General features: G+C 71.0%; 14 protein-coding genes. 11 read left to right on the forward strand and 3 right to left on the reverse strand.

The window, feature by feature from the left end:
• The first annotated feature begins 125 nt into the window (after window positions 1–125).
• Window positions 126–860, forward strand: a complete 735-nt coding sequence (locus ACH5AC_RS18380; protein ID WP_398862919.1) for an SseB family protein — start codon at window positions 126–128, stop codon at window positions 858–860.
• A 6-nt stretch (window positions 861–866) separates the two neighbouring features.
• Here ACH5AC_RS18380 and ACH5AC_RS18385 read toward each other — a convergent pair whose 3' ends face one another.
• Window positions 867–1,244: a DUF1844 domain-containing protein gene (locus ACH5AC_RS18385; protein WP_398862920.1), complete on the reverse strand. Its 378-nt coding sequence runs from the start codon at window positions 1,242–1,244 to the stop codon at window positions 867–869.
• A 394-nt stretch (window positions 1,245–1,638) separates the two neighbouring features.
• Between ACH5AC_RS18385 and infC the strand changes: the two genes are divergently transcribed.
• The 10 genes from infC (at window position 1,639) to ACH5AC_RS18435 (ending at window position 12,563) form a co-directional block, all read left to right on the forward strand.
• The gene (gene infC, locus ACH5AC_RS18390) at window positions 1,639–2,283 is read left to right on the forward strand and encodes a translation initiation factor IF-3 (RefSeq protein ID WP_398863135.1); all 645 of its coding nucleotides are present in this window, start codon (window positions 1,639–1,641) and stop codon (window positions 2,281–2,283) included.
• Window positions 2,284–2,394: 111 nt separating this feature from the next.
• Window positions 2,395–2,589, forward strand: a complete 195-nt coding sequence (gene rpmI / locus ACH5AC_RS18395) for a 50S ribosomal protein L35 (protein WP_007829094.1) — start codon at window positions 2,395–2,397, stop codon at window positions 2,587–2,589.
• Between the two features lie 102 nt (window positions 2,590–2,691).
• Window positions 2,692–3,075 (forward strand): 50S ribosomal protein L20, encoded by a 384-nt coding sequence (gene rplT / locus ACH5AC_RS18400; protein WP_398862921.1) that lies wholly within the window; start codon window positions 2,692–2,694, stop codon window positions 3,073–3,075.
• A 286-nt stretch (window positions 3,076–3,361) separates the two neighbouring features.
• Window positions 3,362–4,210: a TrmH family RNA methyltransferase gene (locus ACH5AC_RS18405; RefSeq protein WP_398862922.1), complete on the forward strand. Its 849-nt coding sequence runs from the start codon at window positions 3,362–3,364 to the stop codon at window positions 4,208–4,210.
• A 43-nt stretch (window positions 4,211–4,253) separates the two neighbouring features.
• A complete protein-coding gene (locus tag ACH5AC_RS18410) occupies window positions 4,254–5,393 on the forward strand; it encodes an ATP-binding protein (protein ID WP_398862923.1) in 1,140 nt (379 codons plus the stop codon).
• Window positions 5,394–5,521: 128 nt separating this feature from the next.
• The gene (gene pheS, locus ACH5AC_RS18415) at window positions 5,522–6,643 is read left to right on the forward strand and encodes a phenylalanine--tRNA ligase subunit alpha (RefSeq protein WP_398862924.1); all 1,122 of its coding nucleotides are present in this window, start codon (window positions 5,522–5,524) and stop codon (window positions 6,641–6,643) included.
• The gene (gene pheT / locus ACH5AC_RS18420; protein WP_398862925.1) at window positions 6,643–9,210 is read left to right on the forward strand and encodes a phenylalanine--tRNA ligase subunit beta; all 2,568 of its coding nucleotides are present in this window, start codon (window positions 6,643–6,645) and stop codon (window positions 9,208–9,210) included. The genes pheS and pheT overlap by 1 nt, the downstream gene beginning before the upstream one ends.
• A 233-nt stretch (window positions 9,211–9,443) precedes the next feature.
• On the forward strand, window positions 9,444–10,451 hold the full coding sequence (locus ACH5AC_RS18425; RefSeq protein ID WP_398862926.1) for a PP2C family protein-serine/threonine phosphatase: 1,008 nt from the start codon (window positions 9,444–9,446) through the stop codon (window positions 10,449–10,451).
• A gap of 176 nt (window positions 10,452–10,627) precedes the next feature.
• Window positions 10,628–11,968: a transcriptional regulator gene (locus ACH5AC_RS18430; RefSeq protein WP_398862927.1), complete on the forward strand. Its 1,341-nt coding sequence runs from the start codon at window positions 10,628–10,630 to the stop codon at window positions 11,966–11,968.
• Window positions 11,969–12,032: 64 nt separating this feature from the next.
• Window positions 12,033–12,563 (forward strand): NUDIX hydrolase, encoded by a 531-nt coding sequence (locus ACH5AC_RS18435; RefSeq protein WP_398862929.1) that lies wholly within the window; start codon window positions 12,033–12,035, stop codon window positions 12,561–12,563.
• On the opposite strand, the gene ACH5AC_RS18440 is transcribed toward ACH5AC_RS18435, so the two are convergent.
• A complete protein-coding gene (locus ACH5AC_RS18440; protein WP_398862930.1) occupies window positions 12,560–12,817 on the reverse strand; it encodes a hypothetical protein in 258 nt (85 codons plus the stop codon). The two genes, ACH5AC_RS18435 and ACH5AC_RS18440, sit on opposite strands and share 4 nt — an antisense overlap.
• 229 nt (window positions 12,818–13,046) lie before the next feature.
• On the reverse strand, window positions 13,047–13,907 hold the full coding sequence (locus tag ACH5AC_RS18445) for a 3-hydroxybutyryl-CoA dehydrogenase (RefSeq protein ID WP_398862931.1): 861 nt from the start codon (window positions 13,905–13,907) through the stop codon (window positions 13,047–13,049).
• Between the last annotated feature and the right edge of the window lie 2 nt (window positions 13,908–13,909).

Below are 13,909 nucleotides of genomic sequence, written 5' to 3' on the forward strand. Positions count from 1 at the left end.
GTGTCCGCCGTAAGACGGACGTTAGATCTGCGTCAGGGCGGTCTGAGAAACCCGTGAAAGCGGTGACCCCCGTGTTTCCGGCCCCGCACAAGCGCAGCAGCATCCCCCCGATAAGGTCGGTGACCGTGGCGAACAAGAACATTCCCGACCCCGGCTACTCCGACGACGACGGCTCGGCCGACCCCCGGCTGAGCGCCGCGCTCGCCGCCTGGGCCGAGGACCGTACGGCCGTGGGCCCCGTCCTGCAGGCACTCAAGGGCACCCGGCTGCTCGTCCCTGTCGTCGCCGTGCTCGGCGAGGTCGAAGAGGGCGAGAACGGGCTGCGCCGCGAGAAGACCAGCGACATGGCCGTGCCGACGCTGAAGGCCGGCAACCGCACCGCCCTGCCCGCCTTCACCTCCACCGACTCCCTGGCCCGCTGGGACCCGGAGGCCCGCCCCGTCGCCGTACCCCTGCACCAGGCGCTGCAGGCGGCCGCGCACGAGAAGGCGGACACCCTGCTGCTCGACATGGCGGGACCGGTGCCGTTCGAGCTGACCGGACCGGCGCTGCTGGCCCTCGCGGAGGGCCGGACGAGCACCGACCCGCTCGCCGACCCGGCCGTCGTCGAGGCGGTACGGGCCGCGGTCGCCGCCGAGCCGGCCGTGCTCCGCGCCCACCTGGGGCCCGGACAGGCCGACGGCACCCTCGCCCTGGTCCTCGACCCGGCCACCGCGCCCGCCGAGGCCGCCCGCGCCGTCGCCCGGCGCCTCGCCGCCGACGAAACGCTCAGGGCCCGCCTGGTGCGCGGCCTCGACCTGGCACTGCTGCCGGCCGGGACGACGCCTCCGGGCGAGCCCCTCCATGTGAAGCAGGTCTAGCCGTTTCTAGCCGTAGACCGGGCCCGTGTACTTCTCGCCCGGGCCCTGGCCCGGCTCGTCCGGGACGATCGACGCCTCGCGGAACGCCAGCTGCAGCGACTTCAGGCCGTCGCGCAGGGGCGCCGCGTGGAACGAGCTGATCTCGGTCGCGGAGGCGTCCAGCAGACCGGCCAGCGCGGTCACGAGCTTGCGGGCCTCGTCCAGATCCTTGTACTTGTCGCCCTCCTCGGTCAGACCGAGCTTGACCGCGGCGGCGCTCATCAGATTGACGGCGACCGTCACGATCACCTCGACCGCGGGGACCTCGGCGATGTCACGGGCCATCTCGTCGAAATCCGGCTGGTCGGGCTGCTCGGGGGAGCTGGAGGGGGAGGTGTCACTCATGCTCCACACGATAGGGGCCCTCGGCGGCGCTCTTGACAGCAGGCGGCGCGCGCCGGCGGATTAGCGCCTGCCTTCCGGTCCTGCTAGCCTGGTGTAACGACCGGCCGGACACCTGCGTGCTCGGCCCACAAGTGGAGGCTCCGAACTCCCACCCGACCACCCTCCGGGGCGGCGGGTCATCCGGTCAGGCGGCCCGCCATCGTTCCGTACGGACGATGGAGAGCCGTCCGATGTCGCGCCCCGCGGTCCCCGCGGCGGTGCTCCGGTAGTGCGAGGAGCCCCGCCTGTGATCGTCCGGGGCATTTTTTCTGCTTCGGCGCGGTTAGGTCTAACGAAAACACACGTATCGCGGCCCTCAAGCCAGAGAGTCGCGTGGTGCTACCGAGGAGGATCCATCAGCGCCGAGCCCCGCATCAACGACCGGATTCGCGTTCCCGAGGTGCGACTTGTCGGTCCCAGTGGCGAGCAGGTGGGCATTGTCCCGCTGGCCAAGGCACTGGAGCTTGCGCAGGAGTACGACCTGGACCTGGTCGAGGTCGCGGCGAACGCCCGCCCGCCGGTCTGCAAGCTCATGGACTACGGGAAGTTCAAGTACGAGTCGGCCATGAAGGCCCGTGAGGCGCGCAAGAACCAGGCGCACACGGTCATCAAGGAGATGAAGCTCCGGCCGAAGATCGACCCGCACGACTATGACACCAAGAAGGGTCACGTCGTCCGGTTCCTCAAGCAGGGCGACAAGGTCAAGATCACGATCATGTTCCGTGGTCGCGAGCAGTCCCGGCCCGAGCTGGGCTACCGACTGCTGCAGCGTCTCGCGGAGGACGTCCAGGACCTCGGTTTCGTCGAGTCGAACCCGAAGCAGGACGGCCGGAACATGATCATGGTCCTCGGTCCGCACAAGAAGAAGACCGAGGCGATGGCCGAGGCCCGCCAGGCGCAGGAGGCCCGCAAGGCCGAAGCGAAGGCCAACCCCGGCCGCTCGCAGAACCCCGCGGACGCCGATGCCGCGGCCCCTGCAGAGGCTTCCGCCGAGGCGTGATCTGTGGGGACTCCGGTCCCCCCGGACATAACCGATACAAGAGCGACGCTCCACCGTGCCCGGTTTCACGACCGGGCACCGGAGCGCCACCCACGAGGAGAGAACGGCGCTATGCCGAAGAACAAGTCGCACAGCGGTGCCAGCAAGCGCTTCAAGGTCACCGGCTCCGGCAAGGTGCTCCGTGAGCGCGCCGGCAAGCGCCACCTGCTCGAGCACAAGTCGTCCCGTCTGACGCGTCGCCTCACCGGCAACGCCGAGATGGCCCCGGGCGACGCCAAGAAGATCAAGAAGCTTCTCGGCAAGTGACATCGGGCGCGAAACGTCATCTCGCGCCTGATCTCTGACCGGGACCCAATCGTTTCCGGGTCGTGTGAGCACAACCACGGCCCCGCTACAAGGAGTTAACAAGTGGCACGCGTCAAGCGGGCAGTCAACGCCCACAAGAAGCGCCGGGCGATCCTCGAGCAGGCATCCGGCTACCGCGGTCAGCGTTCGCGTCTGTACCGCAAGGCCAAGGAGCAGGTCACCCACTCGCTGGTCTACAACTACAACGACCGCAAGAAGCGCAAGGGTGACTTCCGCCAGCTGTGGATCCAGCGCATCAACGCCGCTGCCCGCGCCAACGGCATGACCTACAACCGCTTCATCCAGGGTCTGAAGGCCGCGAACATCGAGGTCGACCGCAAGATCCTGGCCGAGCTGGCGGTCAACGACGCGAACGCGTTCGCCGCGCTGGTCGAGGCCGCGCAGAAGGCGCTGCCCGCCGACGTGAACGCGCCGAAGGCCGCGTGACGCTGCGCCGGCTCTGAGCCGACGTGACTGAGGACCCGCAGGTGCAAAGCCTGCGGGTCCTGCTGTTGCCGCTGCAGGCGCTGCACGGGTGGGCGCTGGGGGTCCCCCCTCCGGGGGAGGCACCCCGCCACCGCGGGCGAGCGGACCCGTAGCGGCAGCCGTCCCCCGCTGCGCGTTCCGACCGACGGTTCGGCACCGCTGAAATCCGCCGTGGTGGTTGATCGCCGTCGCGGCGGCGAACAGGCAGAGAAGCCGCGGTGGAAGAGAACTACTGAAGGTGAATCCCATGCCCCCGGCCAGCCCCGAGCTGATCTCCCCCCGTTCCCCCCGTGTCTCCGCCGCCCGGCGGCTCGCCAAGCGGAACTTCCGGGGGAAGGAACGGCTGTTTCTCGCGGAGGGGCCGCAGGCCGTGCGGGAGGCGGCGGCGCACGGGGACACCCTCGTCGAGCTGTTCGCCACCCTCGACGCCGCGGAGCGGTACGCCGACATCATCGGCGAGGCCCGCACCGCCGGAGCCCGGGTGCACCTGGCCGCCGAGCAGGTCATCGAGGACATCTCCACGACCGTCACCCCGCAGGGCCTCGTCGGGATCTGCCGGTTCCTGGACACGCCCTTCGAGGAGATCCTCGCGAGCCGGCCCAAGCTGGTCGCCGTGCTGGCGCATGTGCGGGACCCCGGGAACGCCGGCACCGTGCTGCGGTGCGCCGACGCCGCCGGCGCCGAGGCCGTCGTACTGACCGACGCGTCCGTCGATCTCTACAACCCCAAGGCCGTACGGGCTTCGGTCGGCTCGCTGTTCCATCTGCCCGTCGCCGTCGGCGTGCCCGTCGAGCAGGCCGTCGAGGGGCTGCGGGGCGCCGGAGTGCGGATCCTCGCCGCCGACGGGGCCGGGGACCGCGACCTCGACGAAGAGCTCGACAACGGCACCATGGGCGGGCCCACCGCCTGGGTGTTCGGCAACGAGGCGTGGGGGCTGCCCGAGGAGACCCGGGCGCTCGCCGACGCCGTCGTACGGGTTCCCCTCCACGGAAAGGCCGAGAGCCTGAACCTCGCGACCGCCGCCGCCGTATGTCTCTACGCCTCGGCCCGTGCACAGCGCGCCTCCGGAGGGTGCCGCACCGTCACCGAGAGCTAGTAGGGTGACCAGCTCGGGGTCCTCTGGGAGGTGGGGTACGGGGATGAGTGTGGGCATGAGCAGCACGCCGGAGGCCCGGGACGTGCGGCGCCCGCCGGCGGCTCGACCGTCCGCTGACCCTGCCACGACCGGCATCGACCCCGACGAGCTGCCCGACGGCCTCGTCGTCGCCGACGAGCAGGGCCGCGTCGTCTGCTTCAACGCCGCCGCCGCATGCATCACCGACACCCCCGCCGCCGACGCCCTCGGGCAGCCCCTGGACCGAGCGCTGCCCTTAGAGGACCTGGAGGGGCGGCGCTGGTGGCAGCTGACCGACCCGTACGGCGGGCTCGCCATCCGGGTCCGGCAGCCCGAGCGGAACCTGCTGCTGCCGGGGGGACGGGAGGTCCTCGTCTCCGCGCGCTACGTCCGCTCCCGGCCCACCGGCCCCGTCCAGCGGGTCGTCGTCTCGCTCCGCGACACCGAGGCCCGCCGCCGCACCGAGCGCTCCCACGCCGAGCTGATAGCCACCGTGGCCCACGAGCTGCGCTCACCGCTCACCTCCGTCAAGGGCTTCACCGCCACCCTCCTCGCCAAATGGGCGCGGTTCACCGACGACCAGAAACGGCTGATGCTGGAGACCGTCGACGCCGACGCCGACCGCGTCACCCGCCTCATCGCCGAACTCCTCGACATCTCCCGCATCGACTCCGGACGGCTGGAGGTACGCCGCCAGCCCGTCGACATGGGCGCCGCCGTCGGACGGCACATCCAGGCGTACGTCGCCGCCGGACAGCCCGCCGACCGGTTCCTGCTGCGCATCGAGCAGCCGCTGCCCGCCCTCTGGGCCGACCCCGACAAGATCGACCAGGTGCTCAGCAACCTCATCGAAAATGCCGTGCGGCACGGCGAGGGAACCGTCACCATTGAGATCACGCCCGCCGCGTCCCCCCGCGAGGGAGAGGACACCGGCACATCGGTCACCGTGAGCGACGAGGGCACCGGCATCCCGGAGGAGTCCATGAACCGCGTCTTCACCCGCTTCTGGCGGGGCAGCAAGCGCGGTGGCACCGGCCTCGGGCTGTACATCGTCAAGGGCATCGTCGAGGCCCACGGCGGCACCATCACGGTCGGCCGCGCCCCCGGCGGCGGCGCGGAGTTCCGATTTACGTTGCCCGTGGCCGCGCCGGCGTATCTCGCCTGACGGCCGCGGGCGCGTTCGCCCACCCTCACCCCGTTAGACTCGGCCTTTGGCACCTTTGTGTCCCAAGGACGGCCCTCAAGAGTCGGTGACGGGGACCTTCAGCCAGCCAATCGGAAGCACGGGAAGAGATGTCGGCACCCAATAAGTCGTACGACCCTGTCGAGGTCGAGGCGTTGAAACCGGAAGAGATCGAGCGCATGCGGGACGAGGCGCTCGCCGCCTTCGCCGCCGCGGACTCCCTCGACGCGCTCCAGGAGGCCAAGGTCGCCCACACCGGCGGCACCTCCCCGCTGGCCCTCGCCAACCGCGAGATCGGCGCGCTGCCCCCGCACGCCAAGGCCGCCGCCGGCAAGCTGGTCGGCCAGGCCCGCGGCGCAGTGAACAAGGGCCTCGCCGCCCGCCAGACGGAGCTGGAGGCCGAGCGGGACGCCCGCGTGCTGGTCGAGGAGGACGTGGACGTCACCCTGCCGTACGACCGCGTACCGGCCGGCGCCCGCCATCCGCTGACCACGCTCTCCGAGCGCATCGAGGACATCTTCGTGGCCATGGGCTACGAGGTCGCCGAGGGCCCCCAGGTCGAGGCCGAGTGGTTCAACTTCGACGCCCTCAACATCGGCCCGGACCACCCGGCCCGCGGCGAGCACGACACCTTCTTCGTGCAGGGCCCGGAGGGCGGCACCGAGTCCGGCGTCGTGCTGCGCACGCACACCTCCCCGGTGCAGATCCGCTCCCTGCTCGACCGTGAGCTGCCGGTCTATGTGATCTGCCCCGGCCGCGTGTACCGCACCGACGAGCTGGACGCCACCCACACCCCGGTCTTCCACCAGGTCGAGCTGCTCGCCGTCGACGAGGGCCTGACCATGGCCGACCTCAAGGGCACCCTGGACCACATGGTCCAGTCGCTCTTCGGCGAGGGCATGAAGACCCGGCTCAGGCCGAACTTCTTCCCCTTCACCGAGCCGTCCGCCGAGATGGACATGGTGTGCTACGTCTGCCGCGGCGAGTCCGTCGGCAACCCCGACCGGCCCTGCCGCACCTGCTCCTCCGAAGGCTGGATCGAGCTGGGCGGCTGCGGCATGGTCAACCCGCGGGTGCTCACCGCCTGCGGCGTCGACCCGGAGAAGTACAGCGGCTTCGCCTTCGGGTTCGGCATCGAGCGGATGCTGATGTTCCGCCACAACGTCGATGACATGCGAGACATGGTCGAGGGTGACGTCCGGTTCACCCGGCCGTTCGGGATGGAGATCTGATGCGGGTCCCGCTTTCTTGGCTGCGGGAGTACGTCGACCTGCCGGCGACTGAAACCGGGCGCGACGTCCAGGAGAAGCTGGTCGCGGCCGGCCTGGAGGTCGAGACCGTCGAGCACCTCGGTGCCGATCTGAAGGGCCCGCTGGTCGTGGGCCAGGTGCTGACCATCGAGGAGCTGGAGGGCTTCAAGAAGCCGATCCGCTTCTGCACGGTCGACGTCGGCCAGGCCAACGGCACCGGCGAGCCCCAGGAGCTCATCTGCGGTGCCCGCAACTTCGCCGTCGGCGACAAGGTCGTCGTGGTTCTCCCGGGTGCCGTCCTGCCCGGCAACTTCGCGATCAGCGCCCGCAAGACCTACGGCCGCACCTCCCACGGCATGATCTGCTCCAGCACCGAGCTGGGCATGGGCGACGACGGCACGCACGGCATCATCGTGCTGCCGCCGGAGACCGAGGTCGGCCGGGACGCCATCGAGCTGCTGGAGCTGGTCGACGAGGTCCTGGACATCGCCGTCACCGCCAACCGCGGCGACTGCCTGTCCATCCGCGGCGTCGCCCGCGAGACCGCCATCGCCTACGGCCTGCCGCTGCGCGACCCGGCCCTGCTCGACGTGCCCGCCCCGAACGCGTTCGGCTACCCGGTCCAGGTCACCGACCCGGCCGGCTGCGACCGCTTCACCGCCCGCACCGTCAGCGGTCTGAGCCCGGAGGCGCGCTCCCCGATCTGGCTGCAGCGCCGGCTGCAGAAGGTCGGCATGCGCCCGATCTCGCTCGCCGTGGACGTCACGAACTACGTGATGATGGAGCTGGGCCAGCCGCTGCACGCCTACGACCGGGGGCTGGTCCAGGGCACCATCGGCGTGCGCCGGGCCGAGCCGGGCGAGAAGCTCACCACCCTCGACGGCGTGGTGCGCACCCTCGACGCCGAGGACCTCGTCATCACCGACGAGCGGGGCCCCATCGGCCTCGCGGGTGTCATGGGCGGCGCCAACACCGAGATCGCCGACCATGACGACCTCGAGAACGCCACGACCGAGGTCGTCATCGAGGCCGCCCACTTCAACGCCGTCGCGATCGCCCGTACGGCCCGCCGGCACAAGCTGTCCTCCGAGGCGTCGCGCCGCTTCGAGCGGGGCGTCGACCCGTCCGCCGCCGCGGCCGCCGCCCAGCGGACCGTGGACCTGCTGGTGCTGCTCGCGGGCGGCACGGCCGACGCGGGCGTCACCGAGGTGATCGCGCCCTCCGCGCCGCGCACCATCACCATCCCCGCCGACCACCCGGACAAGGTGGCGGGTGTCGCCTACGGCCGCGAGACCGTCGTACGACGGCTGCAGCAGATCGGCTGCGACGTGTATGGAAGTGCTGCCGCGTGGAACGCGTCGTTGGGGGGTGGTGGTCGGCAGACGGGCGGGCAGGACGAGCTGATCGTCACCGTCCCGTCCTGGCGCCCCGACCTCCTCGAGGCCAACGACCTCGCCGAAGAGGTCATCCGCCTGGAGGGTTACGAGGAACTGCCCTCCACGCTGCCCAAGCCGCCGTCCGGCCGGGGCCTGACCCACCGCCAGCGGCTGCACCGCCGCGTGGGGCGTGCCCTGGCGGGCGCCGGCTATGTCGAGGCGCCGAGCTACCCCTTCGTCGCCGAGCAGGTCTTCGACCAGCTCGGTCTGGAGGCCGACGACCCGTGCCGCCGGGTCGTCAAGCTCACCAACCCGCTCAACGACGAGGAGCCCGCGCTCCGTACGACGCTGCTGCCGGGCCTGCTGGGCGCGCTGCGGCGCAACGACGGCCGGGGCTCGCACGACCTGGCGCTCTTCGAGACGGGACTGGTCTTCCACCCCCGCGACGAGCAGAAGGTCGCCGTCGCGCTGCCCGTCGACCGGCGTCCCACCGACGAGGAGATCGCCGAACTGAACGCCGCGCTGCCCGAGCAGCCGCGCCATGTCGCCGCCGTCCTCGCGGGCGCCCGGGAGCAGGCCGGCTGGTGGGGCAAGGGCCGCCCGGCCGACTGGGCCGACGCGGTCGAGGCGGGGCGCACCGTCGCGCGTGAGGCGGGTGCGGAGCTCGTCGTCCGCAAGGGGGCGTACGGGCCGTGGCACCCGGGCCGGTGTGCCGAGTTCGTGGTCGTCGTCGACGGTACGGAGACCGTGGCCGGCCATGCCGGTGAGCTGCACCCGCGGGTACTGAAGGCGCTGGGGCTGCCCGCGCGTACCTGCGCGATGGAGCTGAACCTCGATGTCCTGGAGCGGGTCGGCGACGACACGCCTCAGGCGCCGGGCATCTCCACGTTCCCCGTGGCCACGCAGGACGTCGCCCTCGTGGTGGACAAGCCGGTGCCGGCGGCGGAGGTCGAGGCCGCGCTGCGTGACGGTGCGGGTGAACTCCTGGAGAGCATCCGGCTGTTCGACGTCTACGTCAACGACGACCAGCTCGGTGAGGGCAAGAAGTCGCTGGCGTATGCGCTCCGCTTCAGGGCCGGGGATCGGACTCTGACGGTGGACGAGGCTTCGGCTGCTCGGGATGCGGCGGTCGCCCTTGCGGGGGAGCGGACCGGGGCTGTGCTTCGGGGCTAGTCGTCGTAGGGGATCTGTTGTCGGCCGGCTGCGGGCTCGTTGTGGCTGGTCGAGCAGTTCCCCGCGCCCCTTCTGGAGGCTTTGCCCCCAGGCCCCCTGATCGGTTACTTCACTCATCCGGGTGACAAATTCGGGTGATATGGCCCTCCTGGGTCATGGTCCGGACAGAATCAGACCGGCCTTTCGGGGCCGGTCTGACTGCGCTGTGCGGGCCTATATGGGGGGCCATCGACATGTTCGGCATCGGGCGGCCGCTGCGTCGGGTCCTCGCACTGGGGTTGCCCACGGTGTGGGGCGCCGTGGCGATCACCTTCAAGCTCGTCTGCCCGCTCGCCCAGCAGACCTCGCTGGGCGCACGGGCCGTCACCAGCGTCGTCTTCTTCGCCGTGGGCACCGCGCTCATCCTGCACGTACGGCAGGTCCTGCTGCGGGAGCTGCGGCAGGCCCGCCGGGTCGCCGGGGCCGCGCAGAGTGTGCTGCTGCGGCCGCTGCCCCCGCGTGTCGACGGGCTGAACGTCGCCGCCGCACAGGTCTCCGCCGACCGTGGCGCCACGGTCGGCGGAGACCTGTACGAGGTGATCGCCGGAGAACACGGCGTACGGGTGGTCATGGGCGACGTCCGCGGACACGGACTGCCCGCCCTGGCCACCGTCGCCGCCCTGCTGGGCAGCTTCCGCGAGGCCGCGCACGACGAACCCGACCTCGGGGGAGTGCTGCGCCGTCTGGAGCGCGCGCACGCCCGCCATCTTCGACAGCGGGCCGGGGAGGAGCATCCGGTCACGGAGGAGTTCGTCACGGTCCTGCTCCTGGAGATCGCCCGCGACAACGGGGTCCAGGTCCTGAACTGCGGCCACCCATGGCCGTACCTGATCCACGGCGACCGCGTCGAGCCCCTGTGCCCGACGGATCCCCTGCCGCCGCTGGGCCTGTTTCCCCTCCCGGCCGATCTGCCGCCCACGCCCTGCGGGCAGTTGCTCCCGGGCGAGTCGCTGATCCTCTACACGGACGGCGTGGAGGACGCGAGGGATGCGAGGGGCCGGTACTTCTCGCTCCAGACGGCCCTCTCGCAGGCCGCGCACCAACCGACCCGGACGATCCCGCGCACCGTCGTGTCAGCCCTCGTCCGCCACACGGCGGGCAGGCCGAAGGACGACATGGCCCTGCTGGCACTTCACAACGACCGTGCACGACAAGTCCCTTCAGGGGCGAGTGTGGGACAAGCCGCGACAACGCGCCCCTGACGGCTGAACCGGGCCGCCGCATGTACGAGGGGGAGCCGACGGCCCGGCATTTCAGTCAACCGACCCCAAACACTCCGCAACAGCGCGCGCACCCCGCGAATGCGGGCACTCCGTTCACACCCCGTGTGAAGGCGGACGCACTACGCTGTCGGCACCGAGGCGACCGGGGGGCACCCATGCAGCCCAACACTCTGCTCGACGCGATCCTGGACGAGGCGGGGATCTCACACGCGGGCCTCGCCGCCCATGTCAACCAGGCGGGACGCGCACGCGGACTCTCCCTGCGTTACGAACACACGGCGGTCGCACGCTGGTTGAAGGGCCAGCGGCCGAGAGGTCAGGTGCCCGACCTGATCTGCGAGGTGCTCGCGGCCCGGCTGCACCGCCCGGTCACCCTCGACGACATCGGCCTCGGTGTCCCGGGGGAGCCGGCCACCCCGCACGGCACCTCCCTGTCCGGCTTCGTCGAGCGGGCCACCGCGCTGTGGCGCTCCGACGAACAGCAGCGCCCGCACCTCCTCGGCGCCCCGGCGGTCACCGGGACGCCCGCCGTGATGCCGGTGTGGGAGTGGGAGAACCCGCCCGAGGACGTCGATGTCTCCCGGGGCGGCCGGCACCGCGTGACGCCCGCCGACATCGAGATGCTGCGCGCGGCCCGCACCCACTACGAGCAGATGTACCGCAAGGCCGGCGGGGTCGCGACCCGCGCCCGGATCGTCGGCTTCCTCAACGCCGAGGCCGCGCCGCTGCTGCGCGGCGGCTACACGGACGCCACCGGCCGCCAACTGCACCGCGCCACGGGCGGGTTGGTCGCGGTCGCCGGTATCTGCGCGTACGACTCCGACGCGCACGGTCTCGCCCAGCGCTACTTCCACCAGGCGCTCAGGCTCGCGAAGGCCAGCGGGGACCGGGGCCTCGGCGCGTATGTCATCGCGCTGCTGGTCAACCAGTCGCTGTTCATGCGGGAGTACCGGCAGGCCGTCGCCTTCGCCGAGGCGGCGCTGCGCGCCGCCGGCGGCGACATCACGCCCGCCCTGGTCTCCGACCTGTACGCGATGCAGGCCAAGGCGTACGCCCACCTCGGTGACGGCACGAGCGCGCTGTCGTGCATCCGGCGCGCGGAGGAGGCCGCCGAACGCATCCGGCGCGGCCGTGAGCCCGACGAGACCGGCTATGTCCAGCCGGGCCTGGTGAACGTCCAGGTGGCGGAGGCCCTGCTCAGTCTGGGCGACCTCAGCGCGGCCGCCGAGCATGCGATGGCCGCCGTCGACAACCCGGCGCACGACCGGGGCCGGGTGCACCGGCTCGCAATGCTGACCACGATCGAGCTGCGCCAGGGCAACGCCGACAAGGCGGTGGTCACCGCGGTGCGGATGGCCGAACAGGCCCGGGGAATGGAGTCGCAGCGGCTGCGCGACAGACTCCGGGCGGTGCGCGAACACCTGGTGCGCAGCGGTGGTGCCGGAACCGCCGAAGCCGCCGAACTGATCGACGGAGCACTGCGCGTACCGCTGTAGGTCCTGACCCATTCCGCGTCCCTGCTGCGATATTGCCCCTTACCCGACGGAAGGTGGCAGAACCGTGCAGTGGACGAAGCAGAACGAACAACCTGTGTATGAAAACCGCTGGTTCAGCGTCAACCTCGCGGACGTGGAGCTGCCGGACGGCCGGCACCTGGACCACTTCGTCATACGGCTGCGGCCCGTCGCCGTCGCCACGGTGGTCAACGAGGCCAACGAGGTGCTGCTGCTGTGGCGGCACCGCTTCATCACCGACAGCTGGGGGTGGGAACTCGCGGCGGGCGTCGTCGAGGACGGCGAGGACATCGCCGTGGCGGCGGCACGGGAGCTGGAGGAGGAGACCGGCTGGCGGCCGGGACCCCTGCACCACCTGATGACCGTGGAGCCGTCCAACGGCCTCACCGACGCCCGGCACCACATCTACTGGTCGGACGAGGGCGAGTACGCGGGTCACCCCGTGGACGACTTCGAGTCGGACCGCCGGGAGTGGGTCCCCCTCAAGCTCGTCCCCGACATGATCGCGCGCGGCGAGGTCCCGGCCGCCAACATGGCGGCCGCGTTACTGCTGCTGTACCACCTCAGGCTCGGCTAACGACCCAGTGCCTGCCAGACGGTCACGATCAGCGCTCCGACGGCCGTGACCGCCGCGAGCGACGGCAGGGGCCAGCGGCGGTGCTCCAGGGTGACGACGCGGGTGCTCAGCTGGTCCAGATCCTTGGCGGTCTCCTTGGTGCGGTGCGTCAGCAGGGCGAAACCTCCCTCGACGCGGGCGTAGGCCACGTCGAGGCGGCGGCGTAACTCTGCGAGTTCCTCGTTGGTCACGGGACGCTCGCGATCGGCGGTCACGGCTTCGTTCCTTTCCGTAGTGGACGCGGGTGAATTCATGTCCCTTGCATGCACATGGAGAGTGAACTCGCCTGGTGGGCGCGTGGGGAGCGTGTGCGAGGGGCATATGCGGGTCCGTCGCGCACACGGTGTGTGAATACGGCGGGCCCGGCACTCCGCGGAGTGCCGGGCCCTTTTCAGCCACTGTCCGTAATCGGCCGTCCTGCCCGATCGGCGCCGTACTACCCCATCAGTCGTACGTGTAGAAGCCCGACCCTGTCTTCCGTCCCAGCCGGCCCGCGTCGACCATGCGCTGGAGCAGCGGGGGAGCGGCGTACAGCGGCTCCTTGAACTCGTCGTACATCGACTGCGCGACCGAGGCGACCGTGTCCAGACCGATCAGGTCGGACAGCTTGAGCGGGCCCATCGGGTGGGCACAGCCCAGCTCCATGCCGTTGTCGATGTCCTCGCGGCTGGCGATGCCGGTCTCGAACATCCGGATCGCGGAGAGCAGGTAGGGGATCAACAGAGCGTTGACCACGAAGCCGGAGCGGTCCTGGGCGCGGATGGCGTGCTTGCCGAGCACCTTCTCGGCGAACAGCTGGGCCCGGCCGAGCGTGCCCTCGGAGGTGGTCAGCGCCGGGATCAGCTCGACGAGCTTCTGCACCGGGGCCGGATTGAAGAAGTGGATGCCGATGACCTGGTCCGGCCGCGAGGTGGCGACCGCCAGCTTCACCAGCGGGATGGAGGAGGTGTTGGACGCGAGGATGGCGTCCGCGCGGGTCACCACCTGGTCCAGGACCTGGAAGATCTCGGTTTTGACCTGCTCGTTCTCCACCACGGCCTCGATCACCAGATCGCGGTCGGCGAATTCGCCGAGGTCGGTGGTGAAGCTCAGCCGCGCCTGGGTGGCGTCCCGCTCGGCCTCGCTGATCTTGCCGCGCTCGGCGGCCTTGGCCAGGGAGTTGAACAGCCGGGTACGGCCGATCTCCAGGGCCTCGCCAGTGGTCTCGGCGACCTTGACGTCGAGTCCGGCACGGGCGCACACCTCGGCGATGCCCGCCCCCATCTGGCCGCAGCCCACCACTCCCACGCGTTCGATGTCGGTCACAT

Source organism: Streptomyces sp. NPDC018693 (assembly GCF_044391385.1).
GTDB lineage: Bacteria > Actinomycetota > Actinomycetes > Streptomycetales > Streptomycetaceae > Streptomyces.

Excerpts from the sequence above, each read along its gene's own strand:
- pheS (WP_398862924.1), top strand. The coding sequence starts at position 5,522 with ATGTCGGCACCCAATAAGTCGTACGACCCTGTCGAGGTCGAGGCGTTG.
- ACH5AC_RS18425 (WP_398862926.1), top strand. The coding sequence starts at position 9,444 with ATGTTCGGCATCGGGCGGCCGCTGCGTCGGGTCCTCGCACTGGGGTTG.
- rpmI (WP_007829094.1), top strand. The coding sequence starts at position 2,395 with ATGCCGAAGAACAAGTCGCACAGCGGTGCCAGCAAGCGCTTCAAGGTC.
- ACH5AC_RS18385 (WP_398862920.1), bottom strand. The coding sequence starts at position 1,244 with ATGAGTGACACCTCCCCCTCCAGCTCCCCCGAGCAGCCCGACCAGCCG.
- ACH5AC_RS18410 (WP_398862923.1), top strand. The coding sequence starts at position 4,254 with ATGAGTGTGGGCATGAGCAGCACGCCGGAGGCCCGGGACGTGCGGCGC.
- ACH5AC_RS18430 (WP_398862927.1), top strand. The coding sequence starts at position 10,628 with ATGCAGCCCAACACTCTGCTCGACGCGATCCTGGACGAGGCGGGGATC.
- ACH5AC_RS18405 (WP_398862922.1), top strand. The coding sequence starts at position 3,362 with ATGCCCCCGGCCAGCCCCGAGCTGATCTCCCCCCGTTCCCCCCGTGTC.
- pheT (WP_398862925.1), top strand. The coding sequence starts at position 6,643 with ATGCGGGTCCCGCTTTCTTGGCTGCGGGAGTACGTCGACCTGCCGGCG.